Source organism: Diaphorobacter nitroreducens, from assembly GCF_002214645.1.
Classification (GTDB): domain Bacteria; phylum Pseudomonadota; class Gammaproteobacteria; order Burkholderiales; family Burkholderiaceae_C; genus Diaphorobacter; species Diaphorobacter nitroreducens.
The window spans coordinates 2,802,137-2,824,280 of the sequence record NZ_CP016278.1 but is presented as its reverse complement, the minus strand read 5'-3'; the positions used below and the strand labels follow the sequence as shown (position 1 = coordinate 2,824,280).

Genomic DNA, 22,144 nt, shown 5'->3' with positions numbered 1-22,144 from the left:
GTCATCTAGTTTTGACGGAGATTCCCTCATGCCCGGTTTGCTGCCCGATGTCGATCCCGATGGCCTGCTCGAATTCTCGGTGGTCTATACCGACCGTGCGCTCAACCACATGTCGCGCCGCTTCGTGGGCGTGATGCAAGACATCCTGGCGACGCTCAAGGAGGTCTACCGCGCGCACACGGCGGTGCTCGTGCCCGGCAGCGGCACCTTCGGCATGGAGGCCGTGGCACGCCAGTTCGCCAACCGCGAGAAGGTGCTCATCGTGCGCAACGGTTGGTTCAGCTACCGCTGGAGCCAGATCTTCGACGCCGGCGGGCTGGGCGGTGGTGCCGTGGTCTGCCAGGCGCGCCGCCAGGGCGACGGTCCACAGGCGCCATGGGTGCCCTGCCCGGCGAGCGAGGTGGCCGCCGCCATCCGCGCCGAGCGGCCGAAGGTGGTCTTCGCCCCGCATGTGGAGACGGCCAGTGGCATCCTGCTGCCCGACGATTACCTGCGCACCGTGAGCGACGCCGCGCACGAGGTGGGCGCGCTGTTCGTGCTGGACTGCGTGGCCTCCGGCGCCATGTGGGTGGACATGGAAAAGACCGGTGTGGACGTGCTGATCTCCGCGCCGCAAAAGGGCTGGAGCGGCTCGCCCTGCTGCGCCATGGTGATGCTGTCGGCCCGCGCGCGCGAGGCGATCGAGCAGACGCAGAGCTCCAGCTTCTCGTGCGACCTCAAGAAGTGGATGCAGATCGCCGAGGGCTACGAGAAGGGCCAGCACGCCTACCACACCACCATGCCCACCGATGCGCTGGTGCGCCTGCGCGACGTGATGCTGGAAACGCGCGACTACGGCTTTGCCAAGGTGCGCGACGAGCAGATCGCACTCGGCGCCAAGGTGCGCGCGCTGCTGCAGGCGCGGGGCTTTCCCAGTGTGGCGGCTGCGGGCTACGAGGCACCGGGCGTGGTGGTGAGCTACACCACCGATCCCGGCATCCAGAGCGGCAAGAAGTTCGCCGAGGCGGGGCTGCAGACCGCCTCGGGCGTGCCGCTGCAATGCGGCGAGGGTGCGGACTTCCAGACCTTCCGCCTGGGCTTGTTCGGCCTGGAGAAGTGGCACAACGTGGACCGCACGGTGGGCCACCTGGCCGCGGCGCTGGACCAGGTCGCGCCAGCGCGCTGACTGCTGGCCGGCGGCGCAAAAGCGTCCATCTCCTACAACCGCGGGGTGGCGTGGGCCGCGGTGCGCGGCTATGCTTTCCCGCATGCATGCGTCCCCCCTGGAGCCTGGTGCGCAGGCCGCGGCTTCGGCCGAGCCGGCCGCGCTCGCGGGCCGTGCCTCCCAGCTGTCCCGGGCCAAGCGCCAGGCCACCGGCCTGCTGCTGGCAGTGGTCGTCGTCTTTGCGCTGACCTATTTCTTTCCACCCAGTCTGGGCGTGGCCTGCGTGCGCGCCGTGGCGGAGGCTGCCATGGTGGGCGCCCTGGCCGACTGGTTTGCGGTGTCGGCGCTGTTTCGGCGCATCCCGCTGCCGCTGGTGCAGCGCCACACCGACATCATTGCGCGCAACAAGGACCGCATCGGCGGCAACCTGGCGGTGTTCGTGCGCGACAAATTCCTGGACGCGCCTTCGCTCGTGACCATGATCCGCCGCCACGATCCGGCCAACATGCTGGCGCAGTGGCTCACGGCACCAGCCAACGCGCGCCTGCTGGGCAGGCAGGTGGCCAGGCTGGCGCTGACCGCGCTGGACACGGTGGAGGACGCGAAGATCCAGGCCTTCCTGAGCCAGGCCGCGCGCACGCTGGTGGGCAAGATCGACCTGTCGCGCTCCATGGCGTCGGCGCTGGGCGCGCTCACCTACCAAGGCCGGCACCAGGCGCTGCTGGACGACCTGCTGGAGCGCCTGGGCGGCATGGTGCGATCCGAGGACACGCGCGCCTTCGTGGCCGACACGCTGCTGCAGTGGATCAAGCGTGAGCATCCGCTCAAGCAGAAGGTGCTGCCCACCGACTGGCTCTCGGGCAAGGGCGCCTCGGCCATCACGCACGCCGTGGACACCCTGCTCAAGGCGGTGGCCGAGGACCCGCAGCACGAGCTGCGCGAGGCGCTGGACGGCGCCGTGCAGCGCCTCATCGCCCGCCTGCAGACCGACCCCGATTGGGCGCGCCGCGGCGACGAGGTGCGCGGTTACCTGCAGAACGACGAAGTGCTGGGCCGCTATGTGCGCGATCTGTGGAGCGACCTGCGCCAGAAGCTGCGCGACGATCTGATGAACGAAGACTCGGCATTGTCCGCGCGCGTGGCCGACATGGGGCAGTGGCTGGGGCTGTCGCTCGCGGGTGATGCGGCGCTGCGCGTGCGCCTGAACGTGCGCCTGGAACTGTGGGCCGCCACCTTTGCGCCCGATGTGGCGCAGTCGGTGGCCGAACACATCCGCGCCACGGTGCAGCGCTGGGACGCGCAGGAGATGGCGCGGCTGGTGGAACTGCACATCGGCAGCGACCTGCAGTACATCCGCATCAACGGCACCGTGGTGGGCGGCTGCATCGGGCTGCTGCTGTTCGCCGTCTCGCATGCGGGTGCGTTGTGGGCGGCGGTGGCTGGGCTGTGAGTGCTATCTAATTGGTAGCTGCTAGCGCTTACTGGATAAGCGCTAAGACCCGATTTTGCTTAGAACCGAAAATCCAGCGTTTGCGGCGCCCGGCCCACTTGCACGGTGCGGCTGTGGTTCTGGCCGGCGCCCTGTACCTCCACACGGTAGCTGCCCGCAGGCAGTTGCAGCAGGCACACGGGGCCGCCGGCGCGCAGTTGCATCGCGTCGCCCCCGCCTTGCGGGGTGATGCGCACGTCGACGTTGGCCTCGTAGGCGCCATCCGCTCGCGCGAACAGCAGCGACAGGGGGTAGTCCTTCATGGCTGCGCGCATGGCGGTGGATTCGTCCGTGCCGATGCCGCCGCACTGGTAGTGCAGCGCGCCGGCCGTCTGCACGGGCGGCAGCACGGCCGGGCGGGGCGCGCTGTCGGCCTGCGCCTGCACGGCGCTGGCGCCGCTGGCCAGCAGGGCACACAGACCCAGCGGCGCCAGACGGCGGGGAAGTCGAAACGGGAACGGGGACAACACGGGCATGGCGCACCTCCTTGTCAGGGGTAAAAGCGCCATGCTGGCACCTCGTTGCGCGCCGCGCTGTCAGCCCAGGGCGCGAGCGCGCGTGGTGGCCGTCAGAAGCGCGGCAGGTTGGCGTGGCTCATCTTGCCGTTGCGCACCAGCATCTTGCCGTACTCGGCGCAGCGGTTCAGCGTCGGGATCACCTTGCCGGGGTTGAGCAGGCCCTGCGGGTCGAACGCCTCCTTGAGCGCGAACATCTGCGCGTTCTCCTCCACGGTGAACTGCGCGCACATGGAGTTGAGCTTTTCCACCCCCACGCCGTGCTCGCCCGTCACGGTGCCGCCCATGGCCACGCTGGTTTCCAGAATGTCGGCGCCGAACAGCTCGCAGCGGTGGAGCTGGTCGGGGTCGTTGGCATCGAACAGGATCAGCGGGTGCAGGTTGCCGTCGCCCGCGTGGAACACGTTGCAGCAGCGCAGCTGGTATTTCTTCTCCATCTCCTGGATGGCGAGCAGGATGTCCGCCAGGCGCTTCCTCGGGATGGTGGAGTCCATGCACATGTAGTCGGGACTGATGCGGCCGCTGGCGGGGAAGGCGTTCTTGCGCCCGCTCCAAAGCGCATGCGCTCTTCCTCGCTGGTGCTGACCGAGATGGCCGTGGCGCCCGAGCCGCGCAGCACTTCGCTCATGCGCGCGATCTCTTCCTCCACCTCCTCGGGCGTGCCGTCGGACTCGCACAGCAGGATGGCCTCGGCCGTCAGGTCGTAGCCGGCCTTGACGAAGTCCTCCACGGCGGCGGTCATGGGCTTGTCCATCATTTCCAGGCCGGCGGGGATGATGCCGGCGGCGATCACCGCGGCCACGGCGTCGCCGGCTTTGCGCACGTCGTCAAAGCTGGCCATGATGCAGCGCGCCAGCTGCGGCTTGGGCACCAGCTTGACGGTGACCTCCAATGCCACGGCCAGCATGCCCTCGCTGCCGATCACGGCGGCCAGCAGGTCGTAGCCGGGCGCGTCCAGCGCCTCGGCTCCGAAGGTGATGGGCTCGCCCTCCATGGTGTAGCCGCGCACGCGCAGCACGTTGTGCACCGTCAGGCCGTACTTCAGGCAGTGCACGCCGCCGGAGTTCTCGGCCACGTTGCCGCCGATGGTGCAGGCGATCTGGCTGCTGGGGTCAGGGGCGTAATACAGGTTGTAGGGCGCGGCGGCCTCGCTGATGGCCAGGTTGCGCACGCCGCACTGCACGCGCGCCGTGCGGGCGACCGGGTCCAGGTCCAGGATGCGGTTGAACTTGGCCAGCGACAGCGTCACGCCCATGGCATGCGGCATGGCGCCGCCCGACAGGCCCGTCCCAGCGCCGCGCGCCACCACGGGCACGCCCAGGCGGTGGCAGGTCTTCAGCACGGCCTGCACTTCGCCTTCCGTCTCGGGCAGGCACACGACCAGCGGGCGCTGGCGGTAGGCCGTGAGGCCGTCGCATTCGTAAGGCGTGGTGTCCTCGGGCTGCCAGAGCAGCGCATGCTGTGGCACGCAGGCCGACAGGGCCTGCACGACCTCGGCCTGGCGCTGGGCGCGTTCGGTGGATGTGGGGCTGGGCATGGCGTGACTGTAGGCCATGGCGTGCGCGCGCGGCGTGAGTTTTCTTGCAGGCGGGCGTGAGCCGTGTTGCGCCAATTGCTGCGTTATTAATAGCTACTGGCGCTTGATGGATAAGCGCTAGAGCCTGATTTGGCTTATAGAAATTGGCTTGCGCACGGCCGCGCCGCTTGCGGGGTTACCCCAGCGTGCGGCGCAGCCAGTCCGCGAAGGCCGCGCATTCCCAGCGGTCCATGGTGCCGGTGCGCCAGCACAGGTAGTGCGCGTAGGGGCTGGGGGCGTCGGTGTCGAACAGGCGTACCAGTGTGCCCTGGTCCAGCCAGGGCGCGGCGAGCTTGAGCCGTACCGGGGCCACGCCCATGCCCGCCGCGGCGGCGTCGCACATCAGGCCCACGTCGTTGAATTGCGAGCCTTCGTTGGGCTCGGCCCAGGCCAGGCCCACGGCCGCGAACCAGCTGCGCCAGGGCTCCAGCGGGCTGCGCAGCAGGGGCAGGCCTTCCAGGTCCTCGGGGCGCTCGAAGGGGCCGTGCTCGCGCACGAAGCCGGGCGAGGCCAGGGGCGTGAGCACGTCGCGTGCGATCTCCACATGCTCCATGTCGGCGTAGTGGCCGGGGCCGTAGCGCACGACGAGGTCCGCGTCCTCCGCCACCACGTCCAGCAGCGGGATGGAGACCTGCAGGGCCAGGTCGATCTCGGGGTAGGTCTCGGTGAACTGGCGCAGCCGCGGGATGAGCAAGGCGCGCGCGAAGGTGGGGGTGACCGCGATCTTCAGCCGGCGCTTGCCCGGCGCCACTGCCGTGCCTGGGAAGCGCTGCAGCGCGGTGAGCCCCTCGCGCACATGGGCCAGATAGGCGCTGCCGTCGGTGGTCAGGGAAAAGTCGGCCCGCCCGAACAGCCGCGTGCCCAGGATCTGCTCCAGCTGCTTGACGCGGTGGCTTACGGCGCTGGGGGTGACGCACAGCTCATCGGCCGTCTGCGTCACGCTGCGCAGGCGCGCCAGCGCCTCGAAGGTCAGCAGGCACTGGATGGGCGGGATGCGCCGCAGGCTGGCGGCGTCCAGGGCCGCCTTGGCCGCGATGGAAAGGGATTGCGTGGCCATGGCGGCGTGTGGGGCAGGGCGGGTTCAGCGGAAGACGACGGTCTTGTGGCCGTTGAGCAGCACGCGGTGCTCGCTGTGCCACTTCACGGCGCGCGCCAACACCTGGCTTTCGGTGTCGCGTCCACGGGCGGTGAGATCTTCCACGGTATCCGTGTGATCTGCTCTTGTAACATCTTGTTCGATAATCGGCCCCTCGTCGAGGTCGGCCGTCACGTAGTGGGCGGTAGCGCCAATCAGCTTCACGCCGCGGTCATGCGCCTGGTAATAGGGTTTGGCGCCCTTGAAGCTGGGCAGGAAACTGTGGTGGATGTTGATCGCGCGGCCCGACAGCTTGGTGCACAGGTCGTTGGACAGCACTTGCATGTAGCGCGCCAGCACCACCAGTTCGGCCCCCTCGGCCTGGATGATCTCGTACTGCTTGGCCTCGGCCTGCGCCTTGGTGGCGGCGGTGACGGGGATGTGGTGGAAAGGGATGTTGTAGCTGGCCGCGAGCTGGTAGAAGTCGCGGTGGTTGCTGATGATGGCGCGGATGTCGATGGGCAGCAGACCGCTCTTGTAGCGAAACAGCAGGTCGTTGAGGCAGTGGCCTTCCTTGCTGACCATCAGCACGGTCTTCATGGCCGCGCTGGTGGCATGCAGGCTCCAGCGCATGCTGTGCTCTTCGGCAAAGGTGGCCAGTTCGGCCTTGAGGGTGGCTTCGTCGGTGGACTCGCATGCGAATTGCACGCGCATGAAGAAAAGGCCGGTGCCCTGGTCGTTGTACTGAGCGGCTTCCTCGATGTTGCCGCCGTGGTCCAGCAGGAAGCCGGAGACGGCGTGCACCAGCCCGAGCCGGTCGGGGCAGGACAGTGTCAGGATGTAGGAATGGGTCATATGCTGCGATTGTCGCAGCACGCGAGGCCCCTTCAGGAGTGTGGATTGCTGAGTAAAGGCGCGGGCCGCAGGCCCTCGTGGAGGCCCCTGCAGGGCCGCTGGATGTTGGCGCTGGCCGTTGTTGCCATGGGTGCGGCCTGGGCCTGGGCGGGTGCGGCCGCCTTGCAGTATCTGCCCCTGGAGCCGCAGGCGCTGCAGACCCTGCTGCAGTACAAGAGCGGGCTGGACGCCGTGCTGGCGGGTGCTCTGCTGGGCTGGCTCTTGCTGCGCTGGCGCCGGGGCGGGAGCCGGCGCACCCTGGCGCGCCGGGTGGAGCAGGTGCTGCGCCACGCGCCCGCCGGCATGGCGCGGCTGAGCATGGACGGCCGCCTGGTGTGGGCCAATGAACGCCTGCGTGAATGGCTGGGCGTGGCGCCGCACGAGCCGCTGCCGCAGGTCGACTTCCGCACGCTGGTGCGCCCGCACGACAGCGATTGGGCACAGCGGCAACTGCAGCGGCTGCGCGCCGGCGAGATCGACCATTACCAGGGCGAGCGCTGGTGCCGCAACCAGCGCGATGGATCGCAGCTGCCCGTGCTGTGCACCGTGAGCCATGTGCTGGCCCTGGAGAGCGAGCCCGACCACCTGGTGTGCGTACTGCAGTCCCTGCGCGAAGTGCATGCCGCGCGCGACGCGCAGGCGCTCAGCGAACAGCGCTGGCGCCTGGCGGCCACGGTGGTGGATAACACCATCGAAGGCGTGGTGGTCACCGATGCCGACGGCCGCATCCTTTCGGTCAACCCGGCCGTCACGCGGCTCATGGGCTATACCGAGGAAGAGTTGCTGGGCCAGAACCCGCGCGTGTTCAAGTCGGGGCGGCACGGACCGGCGTTCTACGAGGCCATGTGGGACACCATGCGCCAGACGGGCCACTGGCAGGGGGAGATCTGGAACCGGCGCAAGAACGGCGAGGTGTTCCCGGAGCGCATGTCGCTCTCGGCCGTGCGCGGCGCGGACGGCGCGGTGACGCACTACGTGTGCATGTTCACCGACATCTCCGAGGAAAAGGCCCAGCACCAGCGCCTGGAGTTTCTGGCGCACTGCGACCCGCTGACCGGCCTGCCCAATCGCGCCTGGTTTGGCGAGCAGCTCGACAGCGCCGTGCGCCAGGCACAGGACAGCGGCGAGCAGATGGCCCTGCTGCTCCTGAACCTGGACCGCTTCAAGGACGTGAACGACAGCTATGGCCACGCCGTAGGCGATGAGGTGCTCAGGCACATCACCCGCCAGGTGGAGCAGAGCCTGCGCCCGGGCGATCTGCTGGGGCGGCTGGCCGGCGACGAGATCGCCGTGCTGGCCCGCCACCTGCGCCATGCGGACGGCGCGGCAGCCGTGGCGCGGCACCTGATCGCCGCGGCCAGCACGCCATGGTGCACGCCCGATGGCATCGAGGTGGTGGTGGGCGTGAGCGTGGGCATCTGCATGTTCCCCGCGCATGCGCGGACCACCGAGGCGCTGCTACAGGGCGCGCATTCCTCGGTGTACGGCGCCAAGGCCCGCGGGCGCGGCGCGTATTGCTTCTTTGACGAATCGCTGATCCAGGCCGCGCGCGAGCGCCTGGAAATCGAGGCGCGGCTGCGCGTGGCTCTGGCGCAGGGGCACCTGCGGCTGTACTACCAGCCGCAGGTATGCATCGCCACCGGCCGGATCATGGGGGCCGAGGCGCTGGTGCGCTGGCTGGACCCGCAGGAGGGCATGATCTCGCCCGCGCGCTTCATCCCCGTGGCCGAGACCTCGGGCGTGATCGGCCCGCTGGGCCAGTGGGTGATGCGCGCCGCCTGCGAGCAGGGCCAACGCTGGCGCGCCGACGGCCTGCCGGAGATCCGCCTGGCCATCAACCTCTCGCCGCGCCAGTTCCAGTTGACCGACGTGGCCGCCTGCGCCGCCGAGGCGCTCAAGGCCAGCGGTTTCCCGGCCCGCTGCCTGGAGCTGGAACTGACCGAGTCGGTGCTGGCCGAGCGGCCCGACGAGATCCGCGCCGTGCTGCAACGCCTGCAGCAGCTGGGCGTGCGCATGGCGGTGGACGACTTCGGGACCGGCTATTCGTCCCTGGCGCACCTCAAGCGCTTTCCCATCGACGTGCTCAAGATCGACCAGGGCTTCATCCGCGACATTCCCCGCAGCGCCGACGACATGGCCATCAGCGCTGCCATCGTTGCCATGGGGCACAGCCTGGGGCTGTCGGTGCTGGCCGAGGGGGTGGAGACGCCGCAGCAGCTGGCGTTCCTGCGCGAGCGCGGCTGCGACGCCTACCAGGGCTACCTGTGCAGCCGTCCCTTGCCGGCGGAGGAGTTCGCCCGGCTGCTGCAGGCGCACAACGGCATGGCGGGCTGAGCGAGCGCGGGCTGGGGCCGGCGTCCGCTACGGCGCGGACGGCGGGCCGGGCCAGCGCTCGCGCAGCTCCGCGCACGGGTCGTGGGGCGTCAGCGCCGGCGTGCGGTGGATGTAATCCGCTTCGCTTTCAATAGCTTCTCGCGCTTGTCCCGCTTGGGCTATTGCCACTTTTGACGTGAAATCACTCGGCAGCCACGTGGGCACGCCCAGGCTGCGCTGCACATGGCCGAAGCCCGCCACCAGCAATACCGTGCGGCCGGGGCGGTGGGCGGCCTGCACTGCGCGCGCCATGCGGGCGTCCCGCGCCAACTGGATGCGCACCATGGGCATCAGCCGCTGCGCCGGCACCAGGCCGCAGTGGCCCTCCTCGATCGCGGTGCGCTGGCGCGCCAGCGCGGCGGGAGGCAGGTGCGTGTCCAGCGCCGCGTCGCGCATGGCTTGCGGCATCTGGCTGCGCGGCAGGTTACCGCCGCGCACCGGCACGCCCGCGGCCACGGCAGCCATCACCACCGGCGCATAGCGGTCCCAGGGCCAGGCCTGTTCATCCCATTGCAGCGCGGCGCGCACCTGGGCAGCGTCCGCGTCCGGCGGCAGGCCATCGGTGCCCGCGCCTTCGGGCGCCATCTCCAACACCAGGGCCGCAAGGCGCTGGCGCGCGGCGAGCCACTGGACCGTGTGCCGCTGCCACTGTTGGTGGGCGGCGGCATCATGCTGCTCGCCCAGCAGCAGGGCGTCCACGGGCGGCCAGCGCTCCAGTTGGGCGTCCCAGGCGGCGTTGCCCGCGGTGGTTGGTGCCGACTGCTCCAGAAGTGTGGTACAGCCGGCGGCGAATGCCAGAGCCAGCGTGGCGAACAGAAAGCGGTACAGCGGTAGGGTTGGCATGCCCAATGGTAGGACGTGGCGGCATTGCAACCGGGCGTAAATGCGACTTGCATGAGGAGCGCTTTGGGCCGTAATTTGCGGCGGGCCGCGCCACGGGCGGCTGGCGTGCTACAGGAAACGGAGGGCACAACTGGGCTGCACGGCCGCGTAACCGCCGAGGCGACAACGACTTCGCAGGGTCTTCATGTAAGGTTCGCGGCGAAGCGTCCCGCGCGGTGTGAAAATCGAGAATTGCCGCCGCGCTTGGGTCGCGGCGTGCACGTCAGTTAGATCCTTTCGGAGCCCCTCCATGCAGCGTGAAATCACCGACCTTGCCCCCGCCCTGTCTACACAACCCATCAGCATGGATGTGCTGAAGGAGAAATACTTCAAAGACGGCGAGAGCGATGTCGAGGATCTGTTCCGCCGCGTGGCGCGGGCGTTGGCCTCGGTCGAGCGCGAGGACATGCGCCAGGCCCTGGAGGCGCGCTTCCTGGACAACCTGCGTGCCGGCGCCATCGGGGCGGGGCGCATCATGAGCGCTGCCGGCACCGACATCCAGGCCACCCTCATCAACTGCTTCGTGCAGCCCGTGGGCGACTGCATCCAGGGCGTGGACGACGCGGGCTACCCCGGCATCTACGAGGCCCTGCGCGAGGCCGCCGAGACCATGCGCCGCGGCGGCGGCGTGGGCTACGACTTCTCGCGTATCCGCCCGCGCGGCGCGCTGGTGAAGGGCACGGCCTCCATGGCCTCGGGCCCCTGCAGTTACATCAACGTCTTCGACCAGTCCTGCTCCACGGTGGAGAGTGCGGGCGCGCGCCGCGGCGCGCAGATGGGCGTGCTGCGCATCGACCACCCGGACGTGCTGGACTTCATCACCGCCAAGCGTACGCCGGGCCGCTGGAACAATTTCAATGTGTCCGTGGGCGTGCCCGATGCCTTCATGGAGGCGGTGGAGCAGGACCGTGATTGGGAGCTGGTGCATGGCGCCGCGCCCGGTGCGGAGCTGCAGGCCCAGGGCGCACACCAGCGTGCCGACGGCCAGTGGGTGTACCGCACGGTGCGCGCGCGCGAATTGTGGGACACGATCATGAAGTCGGCCTACGACTTCGCTGAGCCCGGCATCCTGTTCCTGGACCAGATCAACACCGACAACAACCTGCACTACACGGAGACCATCCAGGCGACCAACCCGTGTGGCGAGCAGCCGCTGCCGCCCTACGGCTGCTGCGACCTGGGCCCGATCATCCTCACACGCTTCGTGCGCAACCCGTTTGGGCTGCATGGCGAGGCGTCGTTCGACTTCGATGCCTTCGAGCAGGCCGTGGCCACCCAGGTACGCGCGCTGGACAACGTGCTGGACGTGACCTTCTGGCCCCTGCCGCAGCAGCAGGCCGAGTCGGCGGCCAAGCGCCGCATCGGCGTGGGCTTCACGGGCATGGGTAACACGCTGGCCATGCTGTGCAAGCGCTACGACCGCCAGGAAGGGCGCGACATGGCGGTACAGATCGCCGAGCGCATGCGCAACGCGGCCTACCGCGCGTCGGTGGAACTGGCGAAGGAAAAGGGCGCATTCCCCAAGTTCGACGCCGATGGCTACCTGGCCAAGGGCACCTTCGCCAGCCGCCTGCCCGCGGACATCCAGAAGGCCATCCGCAAGCACGGCATCCGCAACAGCCATCTGCTGTCCATCGCGCCCACGGGCACGGTGAGTCTGGCTTTCGCCGACAACGCCTCCAACGGCATCGAGCCGCCGTTCTCCTGGAGCTACACGCGCCGCAAGCGCGAGGCCGACGGCAGCAAGAGCGAGTACGTGGTGGAGGACTACGCCTGGCGTCTGTACAAGACGCTGGGCGGCGACGTGAACCATCTGCCTGCGTACTTCGTGAGCGCCATGGACATGGCGGCCGCCGACCACGTGGCCATGATGGAGGCCGTGCAGCCCTTCGTGGACACGGCGATCTCCAAGACCGTGAACGTGCCCGAGGACTACCCCTACGCCGATTTCAAGGGCCTGTACATGCAGGCCTGGCACTCGGGCCTGAAGGGCCTGGCCACCTACCGGCCCAACAGCATCCTGGGCGCCGTGCTGGAAGTCACGCCCGCCGCAGCACCGGCCCCCGCCGCCGCACCCGAGGCCGCGCCCGCCCCGGTGGTGGTGGACCCCATGCGCACCATGATCGAGAGCCGTCCCACAGGCGGCCTGTCGGCCGTGGCGGAGAAGCTGGAGTACTGGACGCAGGAAGGCCACAAGACGCTGTACCTGATCGTCTCCTTCCTGCCCGTGCCTGACGGGCGCGGCGGCACGGTGGACCGCGCCATCGAGTTCTTCATGCCCGTGGGGCAGAGCGGCGAATCGCAGCAGTGGATCACCTCCAGCATGCGCCTGCTGTCGCTGGCCGCGCGCGGCGGCTTCCTGGAGCGCGCGCTGTCCGACATGCGCAAGGTCGCCTGGGACCGTGGCCCCGTGCGCCTGGGCACGCACCAGAAGGCCGACGGCACCCACGTGCCGCTGTGGCACGACTCCGAGGTGGCCGCCATCGCGTATGCCGTGCAGAACATCCTGGCCCAGCGTGCCATGCCGCAGCAGCAGGTGCTGCCGCTGGACGAGCCCGCCGCAGCGCCCGCGACCGGCATGCCTCCGGCCATGGCCGGCAAGAAGTGCAATGAGTGCGGTGCCCACGCCGTGATCCGCAAGGACGGCTGCGACTACTGCACCCAGTGCGGCGCCCTGGGCAGCTGCGGCTGAGCAGACCGGAACGCCCTGGCAACATCAGGGCGTTCACTATCAATATGATAGCTGTTTGCGCTTGATGGTAGCGCGCGGAAGCATGTTTTCGCTTGTATGCCGCGGCCGTAGGCTTGAGCAAACTTGACTTCCATCAAGACATTTCAAAAGCGCGTGCCTACACTGCCGCCATGCGCAACAAGTCCACGCTGTCCACCAAGCTGCTGGCCATGGGCACGGTGTTCCTGCTGGTGGCGCTGGCATCCATCGGCTTCACGCTGTGGGTGACCTGGAAGTTGGAGGGGGGCGCCGCTGCGGTGAACGAGGCGGGTCGCCTGCGCATGAACATGCTGCGCATGGTGCTGGCCCAGCAGAACGAGTCGCCCCAGGAATTTGCGCGGCTGGAAGCGCGCTTCAACGAAGGGCTGGAGTTGCTGCGCACGGGTGACCCCGCCCGGCCGCTGTTCGTGCCCTGGAGCGATGACACGCGCGAGCGCTACGAACACATCCGCCGGCAGTGGCTGCTCATCGAAAACGACTGGAAAGCCGCCGCGCGCTATGAAAGCACCGCCTCGGCCGTGGCGCGCGCCGATGCCTTCGTGCTGGACCTGGACAGCTTCGTCGAGGCCATCGAGATCCAGATCGTGCGCCTCACGGCGGTGCTGCATCTGTTCCACCTGTTCATGGTGGCGTTGGCCATCGGCTCGGCTGTGGCCTTCATGGCGCTGAGCTACCTGCTCGTACTCAACCCCGTCACGCGGCTGCAACAGGCCCTGGCGCGGCTGCGCAAGGGCGACCTGGGCACGCGCCTGGAGGTGGAAGCAGACGACGAGTTCGGCCAGCTGACGGCGGGTTTCAACCTCATGGCCCATGCGCTGCAGACCTCGCACGAGGACCTGGAGCGCAAGGTACGCGAAAAGACCGCCACCATCGAAGTGCGCAACCAGCGCCTGGCGGCGTTGTATGCGGTCAGCGCCCTTGCGGCGGAGGCGGGGAGCCTGGAAGAGTTGACCCAGGGTTTCGTGCAGCAGATCCGCCGCGTGGCGGGGTGCGACGCGGCGGCCGTGCGCTGGTCGGACGAAGCCAACGAGCGCTACGTGCTGCTGGCCTCCGACGGGCTGCCCCAGTCGCTGGTGGAACATGAGCACTGCGTGGTCACCGGCGCCTGCGAATGCGGACAGGCGCAGGGCCAGGCGCGCATGCGTGTGATTCCGATCATGCCTGCCGGGGGCCTGCAGTTGCCGCATTGCCGCGAGGCCGGCTTCGAGACGGTGGTGAGTATCCCGGTGCAGATGCACCAGCGCCTGTTGGGCGAGGTCACGCTGCTGTATCGCAGTCCGCTGGAGCTGTCGGCGGAGATGCGCGAGCTGCTGTCCACCATGGCGCATCACTTGGCCACTTCCATGGAAAGCCTGCGCGCCTCGGCGCTGGAGCGCGAGGCAGCGGTGGCGCAGGAGCGCAGCCTCATTGCGCGCGAATTGCACGACTCCATCGCGCAGTCGCTGGCCTTTCTCAAGATCCAAACCCAGCTGCTGCGCGACGCGGTGGCGAAGGGCAACACCGAGGCGCGTGACCGCAGCATGGCGGAGCTGGATACCGGTGTGCGCGAATGCTATGCCGACGTGCGTGAGCTGCTGGTGCACTTTCGCACGCGCACGCAGGACGAGGACATCGAAGCGGCGCTGCGCGCCACGCTCTCGAAGTTCGAACACCAGACCGGCGCGGCCACGGCGCTGAGCATGGCGGGGCACGGCCTGCCGCTGGCGCAGGACGTGCAGATCCAGGTGCTGCACATCCTGCAGGAGGCCTTGTCCAACGTGCGCAAGCACGCCGATGCACGCCGTGTGGAGCTGCGGGTGCAGCGCCACCCCCGCTGGCGCTTCGAGGTGCAGGACGATGGCCGCGGGTTCGACCCGGACAGCGTGCCACCCGATTCGCTGCATGTGGGCCTGGGCATCATGCGTGAACGCGCGCAGCGCATCGGTGCGCATCTGGAGCTGGTTTCGCGCCCCGGCGGCGGTGGCACCTGCGTAGTCCTGGAGCTGCCACCAACCACCCGCGAGGAGCCTGCGTTGCCCCTCTCCCTTGTTTCTTCCGCCGCCGCATGAATGCTCCCACCACGCTTTTCCTGATCGATGACCACACCTTGCTGCGCCGCGGACTGGTGGCGCTGCTGTCCCAGCAGCCGGACCTGCGCGTGGTGGGCGAGGCCGGGGACGCCGCGGAGGCATTGCGTCTGCTGCCTGCGCTGCGCCCCGACGTGATCCTGCTGGACAACCACCTGCCCGGTGTGCGCGGCGTGGACGCCATCGCCGGCCTGCGCGAGGCGTCGCAGGGCAGCCGCGTGTTGATGCTCACGGTGAGCGAAGATGGGCAGGATCTGGCGGCCGCCTTGCGCAACGGCGCGCAGGGGTATTTGCTCAAGTCCATTGACGGTGACCTGCTTGCGCAGGCGATACGGCGGGCTGCACGCGGCGAGCCGGTGGTCAGCCCCGAAATGATGGGCAAGCTGGTGGCGGCGTTCCAGTCCCAGGGGGCGCCCACGCCCGAGCCCCTGCCCGAAGAGGAAGAGCCCGCGTCGGTGCTGTCGCCGCGCGAAGAAGACGTGTTGCGCGAGATTGCGCGCGGTCTCAGCAACAAGGAGATCGCACGTGCGCTCGACATTGCCGAGACCACCGTGAAGATCCATGTGCAGCACATTCTGCGCAAGCTGGGACTGTCCTCGCGCGTGCAGGCGGCGGTCTACGCCTCGGACCGCCACCGCCTCACGGAATAACCCCCAGAGCCCGGCATAGTTCTTAGGGAGTAGGGCGGCATAGGCCGCCCTCGTCCTTTTGCACCGCCCGCGGTGTCCCAGCGAAGGATGTGCAGGCACGGCCAGTTGCGGGACCATTGCACCGTACCCAAGAGAGGACATCTGCAATGGCTCAACTGCCCCAGCGCGCCGCGCCGAGCGCCTCAACCATCGGCGAAGATCCACGCCATACCCGCAAAGCCTGGTCAGTGCTCATCGTCAGCACGCTCGCCTTCACCGTCTGCTTCATGGTCTGGATGATGTTCGGCGTCATCGGGATCCCGATCAAGAAGATGCTGAACCTCAGCTCCACCCAGTTCGGCCTGCTCACGGCCATGCCCGTGCTCACGGGCTCGCTGGTGCGCGTGCCGCTGGGTATCTGGACCGACCGCTACGGCGGCCGCATCGTGATGGCGTTGCTCATGGCAGCCACCGTTCCCGCCATCTGGATGATGGGTTACGCCACCGAATACTGGCATTTCCTCGTGATCGGCCTGTTCGTCGGTTTGGCCGGCGGTTCGTTCTCGGTCGGTACTCCCTACGTGGCCCGGTGGTTCCCCAAGCACCGCCAGGGCACGGCCATGGGCGTGTATGGCGCGGGCAACTCGGGCGCGGCCGTGAACAAGTTCGTGGCGCCCGTGATCCTGGTGGCCTTCGGGTGGGCGGCCGTGCCGCATGTGTATGCCGCCATCATGCTCGGTACGCTGGTGCTGTTCTGGCTGTTCAGCCACAGCGACCCGGCACACCTGGTGCCCAGCAACGTGTCCTTTGGCGAACAGCTCAAGGCACTGAAGGACCCCAAGGTGCTCAAGTACTGCCAGTACTACAGCATCGTGTTCGGTGGCTATGTGGCGCTTTCCCTGTGGATGGTGCAGTACTACGTCGGTGAGTACGGCCTCGACATCCGTGTGGCGGCGCTGCTGGCAGCCTGCTTCTCGCTGCCGGGTGGCGTGCTGCGCGCCATTGGCGGCGTGCTGTCCGACAAGTTCGGTGCGCACTCCGTGACCTGGTGGGTGATGTGGGTGAGCTGGATCTGCCTGTTCCTGCTGTCCTACCCGCAGACCGACTTCACCATCCAGACCGTCAACGGACCCACCACCCTGCACGTCGGCTTGAACGTATACATGTTCACCGCGCTGATGTTCGTCCTGGGCATCGCCTGGGCTTTCGGCAAGGCCAGCGTGTTCAAGTACATCAGCGACGACTACCCCAAGAACATCGGCGCCATCAGCGGCATCGTGGGCCTGGCGGGCGGCATGGGCGGCTTCATCCTGCCCATCCTGTTCGGCATGCTCATGGACTGGACGGGCATCCGCTCCAGTGCCTTCATGCTGATGTACGGCGTGGTATGGGTTTCGTTGATCTGGATGTATTTCACCGAGGTGCGCCGCACCGACGTGATGAAGTCTCACAACGCCGCCCCGGCTGCCCACTGATCCCCACCGGAGATCCCACATGTCCACCAACACCGTTTCGCAAGGCAGCGGCCGCAAAGGCCGGGTGCTCACGCTCTGGACCCCCGAGGACAAGTCCTTCTGGGCGCGAGAGGGCGAGGCTGTCGCCAAGATCAATCTCTGGATCTCGGTGCCCGCACTGTTCCTGGCCTTCGCCATCTGGCAGGTCTGGAGTGTGGTCGCCGTGAACTTGCCGGCACTGGGTTTCAAGTATTCGACCAACCAGCTGTTCTGGCTGGCTGCCGCCCCGGCGCTGTCCGGCGCCACGCTGCGTATCTTCTATTCCTTCATGGTGCCCATCTTCGGCGGCCGCCGCTGGACTGCGCTGTCCACCGCGTCGCTGCTGGTCCCCGCCATCGGCATCGGCTATGCGGTGCAGGACAACACCACCAGCTACCCCACCATGCTTTTGTTGGCGCTGCTGTGCGGCCTGGGCGGCGGCAACTTCAGCTCCAGCATGGCCAACATCAGCTTCTTCTTCCCGAAGGAGCGCAAGGGTTCCGCGCTGGGTGTGAACGCCGGCCTGGGCAACCTGGGGGTGTCGGTGGTGCAGTTCCTGAGCCCGCTGGTCATTACGGCAGGCATCTTCGGTATCTTTGGCGGGGAGCCCCAGACCATCGTGAAGAATGGCCAGGAGCAAATGGTGTGGGCGCAGAACGCCGCCTTCATCTGGGTGCCCTGGATCGCACTGGCCGCGGTGGCGGCTTGGTTCGGCATGAACGACATTGCCGATGCGCGTGCCAGCTTCGCCGCGCAGGCGGCCATCTTCAAGCGCAAGCACAACTGGATCATGTGCGTGCTGTACCTGGGCACCTTCGGTTCGTTCATCGGTTTTGCCGCGGGCTTTCCGCTGCTGATCAAGGCGCTCTTCCCTGAAGTCAACCCCCTGGCCTACGCCTGGCTGGGTCCGCTGGTGGGCGCCGTGGTGCGTCCGTTCGGCGGCTGGCTGGCCGACAAGGTGGGCGGTGCCCGGGTCACGGTCTGGAACTTCCTCGTCATGGCGCTGGCCGTGGTAGGCGTTCTATTCTTCCTGCCCAAGGGCTCGGGCGGTTTTGCGCTGCCCTTTGGCCCGGCTGAAGGCAGCTTCACGGGCTTCTTCCTGATGTTCCTGGTGCTCTTCTTCACCACCGGCATCGGCAACGGCTCCACCTTCCGCATGATCCCCGTGATCTTTCTGGCCCAGAAGCTGCGCGAGTTGCGCACCGATGACGAAGCATCGCGCGCCCAGGCCATCAAGGACGGCAACACCGAAGGCGCGGCCGCGGTGGGCTTCGCCGGAGCGCTGGGCGCCTACGGGGGCTTCTTCATTCCCAAGAGCTATGGCAGCTCCATCGCCGCGACGGGCGGTCCCGAATTCGCGCTGTGGATGTTTGCCGTTTTCTATGTTCTCTGCATCATCATCACTTGGTGGTACTACTCTCGCAAGCATGCAGAGATGCCCTGCTGAGCCACGCCACTACAACGATTTCCAAGGAGTCCCACGATGAGCCATTTCCTAGACCGTCTCTCGTACTTTGCGCAGCCGCGCGAAACCTTCTCGCAGGGCCACGGCCAGACCAACGGCGAAGACCGTACATGGGAAGACGCCTATCGCGACCGCTGGGCGCACGACAAGATCGTGCGCTCCACCCACGGTGTGAACTGCACGGGCAGTTGCTCGTGGAAGATCTACGTCAAGGGCGGCATCGTCACGTGGGAAACACAGCAGACCGACTACCCGCGCACGCGTCCCGATCTGCCCAACCATGAGCCCCGCGGCTGCGCACGCGGCGCCAGCTACAGCTGGTACCTGTACAGCGCCAATCGCGTGAAATACCCCATGGTGCGTGGCCGCCTGCTCAAGCACTGGCGTGCCGCACTGGCCATCGCCAAGAGCCCCGTGGACGCCTGGGCCGCCATCGTCGAGAACGACAGCGCGCGCCGCGAATGGCAGAAGCAACGCGGCCTGGGCGGCTTCGTGCGCAGCACCTGGGACGAGGTCAACCAGATGATCGCTGCGGCGAACGTCTACACCATCAAGAAGCACGGGCCGGACCGCATCATCGGCTTCTCGCCGATCCCGGCCATGTCGATGATTTCGTACGCTGCCGGCAGCCGCTACCTGAACCTGATCGGCGGCGTGCCGATGAGCTTTTACGACTGGTACTGTGACCTGCCTCCGTCTAGCCCGCAGGTGTGGGGCGAGCAGACCGACGTGCCCGAGTCGGCCGACTGGTACAACTCCAACTTCATCATCGCCTGGGGCTCCAACGTGCCCCAGACGCGCACGCCCGATGCGCACTTCTTCACCGAAGTGCGTTACAAGGGCGCCAAGGTCGTGGCCGTGACGCCCGATTACTCCGAGGTGGCCAAGCTGGCGGACCTGTGGCTGCACCCCAAGCAAGGCACCGACGCCGCCGTGGCCATGGCCATGGGCCACGTGATCCTCAAGGAGTTCTACTTCGACAAGCGCTCGGCGTATTTCGACGACTACGCGCGCCGCTACACCGACCTGCCGCTGCTGGTGGTGCTCAAGGAGAAGACGCTGCCGGATGGCCGCACGGTGATGGTCCCCGACCGCTATGTGCGCGCCAGCGACTTCGGCGACAAGCTGGGCCAGACCAACCACCCCGACTGGAAGACCGTGGCCTACGGTACCGACGGCAAGGTGGCGCTGCCCAATGGCTCCATCGGCTTCCGCTGGGGCAAGGACGGCCGTGACGACCAGGGCCTGTGGAACCTGGAGTCCAAGGAGGCGCGCACGGGCAACGACGTGCAGCTCAAGCTGTCGGTGCTGGAAGACGGGGCGCAAGAGCACCAGGTGACCGATGTCGCCTTCCCGTACTTCGGCGGCATCGAGACACCCAACTTCGAGGCCAACGACCAGGGCGGCGACGTGATCGTGCGCCGTGTGCCCATCACCCACCTCGACCTGCAGGGCGAGGGCGTGCAGGGCCGCGTGGCCGTGGCCACGGTGTTCGACCTGCAGGTGGCCAACTACGGCATCCTGCGCGGCCTGCAGGGCGAGGAGAAGGACGGAGGCTACGACGCCAACGCCCCCTATACCCCGGCGTGGCAGGAGAGCATTACCGGCGTGCCGCGCGACCAGGTGATCGCCATCGCGCGCCAGTTTGCCGACAACGCCGACAAGACCCACGGCAAGTCCATGGTGATCATCGGCGCGGCCATGAACCACTGGTACCACTGCGACATGAACTACCGCGGCATCATCAACATGCTGATGATGTGCGGCTGTATCGGCCAGAGCGGCGGCGGCTGGTCGCACTACGTGGGCCAGGAAAAGCTGCGCCCGCAGACGGGCTGGACCGCGCTGGCCTTCGCGCTGGACTGGATCCGCCCGCCGCGCCAGCAGAACTCCACCAGCTTCTTCTACGCCCACACCGACCAGTGGCGCTACGAGAAACTGGGCGTCGAGGAAGTGCTATCGCCCCTGGCGGATGCCAAGGCCTACCAGGGATCGATGATCGATTTCAACGTGCGCTCCGAGCGCATGGGCTGGCTGCCCAGCGCGCCGCAGCTGCAGACCAACCCGCTGCAAGTGGTGCGGGATGCTGCCGCCAAGGGGATGGACGCCAAGGACTACGTGGTGCAGTCGCTCAAGAACGGCTCGCTCACGCTGAGCTGCGAGGACCCCGACAACCCGATGAACTGGCCGCGCAACATGTTCGTGTGGCGCTCCAACATCCTGGGCTCGTCGGGCAAGGGGCATGAGTACTTCCTCAAGCACCTGCTGGGCACCACCAACGGCGTGCAGGGCAAGGACCTGGGCAAGGACGAGGCCAAGCCCACCGAGGTGAAGTGGCATGCCCAGGCGCCCGAAGGCAAGCTGGACCTGCTGGTGACGTTGGACTTCCGCATGAGCACGACTTGCCTGTATTCGGACATCGTGCTGCCCACGGCGACGTGGTATGAGAAGAACGACCTCAACACCAGCGACATGCACCCCTTCATCCACCCGCTGTCGGCAGCCGTCGACCCTGCGTGGCAGTCGCGCAGCGACTGGGAGATCTACAAGGGCTTCGCCAAGGCCTTCAGCGAAGTCTGCGTGGGCCACCTGGGCGTGGAAAAGGAAGTCGTACTCACGCCGATCATGCACGACACCCCGGCCGAGCTGGCACAGCCCTACGGCGTGAAGGACTGGAAGCGCGGCGAGTGCGACCTGATTCCCGGCGTGACCGCTCCGCAGGTGACGGTGGTCGAGCGCGACTACCCCAACACCTACAAGCGCTTCACGGCCCTGGGCCCGCTGATGGACAAGGTCGGCAACGGCGGTAAAGGCATTGCCTGGAACACCGAGACCGAAGTGGCGCAGCTGGGCGACCTCAACGGCCGCGTGCGCGAGGAAGGCGTCACGCAGGGCCGTCCGCGCATCGTGAGCGATATTGACGCCACCGAAGTGGTGATGATGCTCGCCCCCGAGACCAACGGCCACGTGGCCTGCAAGGCCTGGGAGGCCCTGGGCAAGCAGACCGGACGCGAACACGTGCACCTGGCGCTGCACCGCGAGGACGAGAAGATCCGTTTCCGCGACATCCAGGCGCAGCCGCGCAAGATCATCAGCTCGCCCACCTGGAGCGGGCTGGAGAGCGAGAAGGTCAGCTACAACGCCGGCTACACCAACGTGCATGAGCTGATCCCATGGCGCACCCTCACCGGTCGCCAGCAGTTCTACCAGGACCACCCCTGGATGCGCGACTTTGGCGAGGGCTTCGTGAGCTACCGTCCGCCGGTGCACCTGAAGGCACTGCACGAGGTCGAGGGCAAGATGCCCAACGGCAATCCCGAGATCGCGCTGAACTTCATCACGCCGCACCAGAAGTGGGGCATCCACAGCACGTACAGCGACAACCTGCACATGCTCACGCTCAACCGCGGCGGCCCGGTGATCTGGCTCAGCGAGGACGACGCCAAGCGCGGCGGCATCGTGGACAACGACTGGGTGGAGCTGTTCAACGCCAACGGCGCCATTGCGGCCCGTGCGGTGGTCAGCCAGCGCGTGAACCCGGGCATGGTGCTCATGTACCACGCGCAGGAAAAGATCATCAACACCCCCGGCTCGGAGATCACGGGCACGCGCGGCGGCATCCACAACTCCGTCACGCGCGTGGTGCTGAAGCCCACGCACATGATCGGCGGGTACGCGCAGTACAGCTACGGCTTCAACTATTACGGGACCATCGGCACCAACCGCGACGAGTTCGTGCTGGTGCGCAAGATGCGCCGCGTCGACTGGATGGACGACGAGGCATCCACCAGCGCCGCCCACGCCTGAGCGAT

The 22,144-nt window shown here is 67.6% G+C and carries 13 protein-coding genes and 1 pseudogene; 9 read left to right on the top strand and 5 right to left on the bottom strand.

The window, feature by feature from the left end; genetic code table 11:
- Positions 1-28: 28 nt before the first annotated feature.
- Positions 29-1,165: an aminotransferase class V-fold PLP-dependent enzyme gene (locus BA022_RS13165; protein ID WP_012655458.1), complete on the top strand. Its 1,137-nt coding sequence runs from the start codon at positions 29-31 to the stop codon at positions 1,163-1,165.
- 82 nt (positions 1,166-1,247) lie between these two features.
- Complete coding sequence (locus BA022_RS13160; RefSeq protein ID WP_371814840.1) at positions 1,248-2,594, top strand: DUF445 domain-containing protein; 1,347 nt, start codon at positions 1,248-1,250, stop codon at positions 2,592-2,594.
- A gap of 59 nt (positions 2,595-2,653) precedes the next feature.
- Here the strand turns inward: BA022_RS13160 and BA022_RS13155 are convergent, their stop codons facing one another.
- The 4 genes and pseudogenes from BA022_RS13155 to purU form a co-directional block, all read right to left on the bottom strand.
- Positions 2,654-3,109: a hypothetical protein gene (locus tag BA022_RS13155; RefSeq protein ID WP_012655460.1), complete on the bottom strand. Its 456-nt coding sequence runs from the start codon at positions 3,107-3,109 to the stop codon at positions 2,654-2,656.
- A gap of 92 nt (positions 3,110-3,201) precedes the next feature.
- Positions 3,202-4,685 (bottom strand): annotated as a pseudogene (locus BA022_RS13150) (FAD-linked oxidase C-terminal domain-containing protein).
- Between the two features lie 175 nt (positions 4,686-4,860).
- Positions 4,861-5,781: a LysR substrate-binding domain-containing protein gene (locus tag BA022_RS13145; protein ID WP_012655462.1), complete on the bottom strand. Its 921-nt coding sequence runs from the start codon at positions 5,779-5,781 to the stop codon at positions 4,861-4,863.
- Between the two features lie 24 nt (positions 5,782-5,805).
- On the bottom strand, positions 5,806-6,654 hold the full coding sequence (purU, locus tag BA022_RS13140) for a formyltetrahydrofolate deformylase (protein WP_011803889.1): 849 nt from the start codon (positions 6,652-6,654) through the stop codon (positions 5,806-5,808).
- Between purU and BA022_RS13135 the strand changes: the two genes are divergently transcribed.
- Positions 6,655-9,027 (top strand): putative bifunctional diguanylate cyclase/phosphodiesterase, encoded by a 2,373-nt coding sequence (locus tag BA022_RS13135; protein ID WP_418236090.1) that lies wholly within the window; start codon positions 6,655-6,657, stop codon positions 9,025-9,027.
- A gap of 27 nt (positions 9,028-9,054) precedes the next feature.
- Here the strand turns inward: BA022_RS13135 and BA022_RS13130 are convergent, their stop codons facing one another.
- On the bottom strand, positions 9,055-9,909 hold the full coding sequence (locus tag BA022_RS13130; protein ID WP_088888619.1) for a ChaN family lipoprotein: 855 nt from the start codon (positions 9,907-9,909) through the stop codon (positions 9,055-9,057).
- Between the two features lie 289 nt (positions 9,910-10,198).
- Between BA022_RS13130 and BA022_RS13125 the strand changes: the two genes are divergently transcribed.
- The 6 genes from BA022_RS13125 (at position 10,199) to BA022_RS13100 (ending at position 22,139) form a co-directional block, all read left to right on the top strand.
- On the top strand, positions 10,199-12,640 hold the full coding sequence (locus BA022_RS13125) for an adenosylcobalamin-dependent ribonucleoside-diphosphate reductase (RefSeq protein WP_088887768.1): 2,442 nt from the start codon (positions 10,199-10,201) through the stop codon (positions 12,638-12,640).
- Between the two features lie 170 nt (positions 12,641-12,810).
- The gene (locus BA022_RS13120) at positions 12,811-14,727 is read left to right on the top strand and encodes a type IV pili methyl-accepting chemotaxis transducer N-terminal domain-containing protein (RefSeq protein WP_088887767.1); all 1,917 of its coding nucleotides are present in this window, start codon (positions 12,811-12,813) and stop codon (positions 14,725-14,727) included.
- Complete coding sequence (locus tag BA022_RS13115; RefSeq protein WP_088887766.1) at positions 14,724-15,395, top strand: response regulator; 672 nt, start codon at positions 14,724-14,726, stop codon at positions 15,393-15,395. The genes BA022_RS13120 and BA022_RS13115 overlap by 4 nt, the downstream gene beginning before the upstream one ends.
- A gap of 146 nt (positions 15,396-15,541) precedes the next feature.
- On the top strand, positions 15,542-16,849 hold the full coding sequence (locus BA022_RS13110; protein ID WP_012655468.1) for an MFS transporter: 1,308 nt from the start codon (positions 15,542-15,544) through the stop codon (positions 16,847-16,849).
- A 19-nt stretch (positions 16,850-16,868) separates the two neighbouring features.
- Positions 16,869-18,314, top strand: a complete 1,446-nt coding sequence (locus tag BA022_RS13105) for a NarK family nitrate/nitrite MFS transporter (protein ID WP_012655469.1) — start codon at positions 16,869-16,871, stop codon at positions 18,312-18,314.
- A 36-nt stretch (positions 18,315-18,350) separates the two neighbouring features.
- On the top strand, positions 18,351-22,139 hold the full coding sequence (locus BA022_RS13100) for a nitrate reductase subunit alpha (protein ID WP_012655470.1): 3,789 nt from the start codon (positions 18,351-18,353) through the stop codon (positions 22,137-22,139).
- The last annotated feature ends 5 nt before the right edge of the window (positions 22,140-22,144 follow it).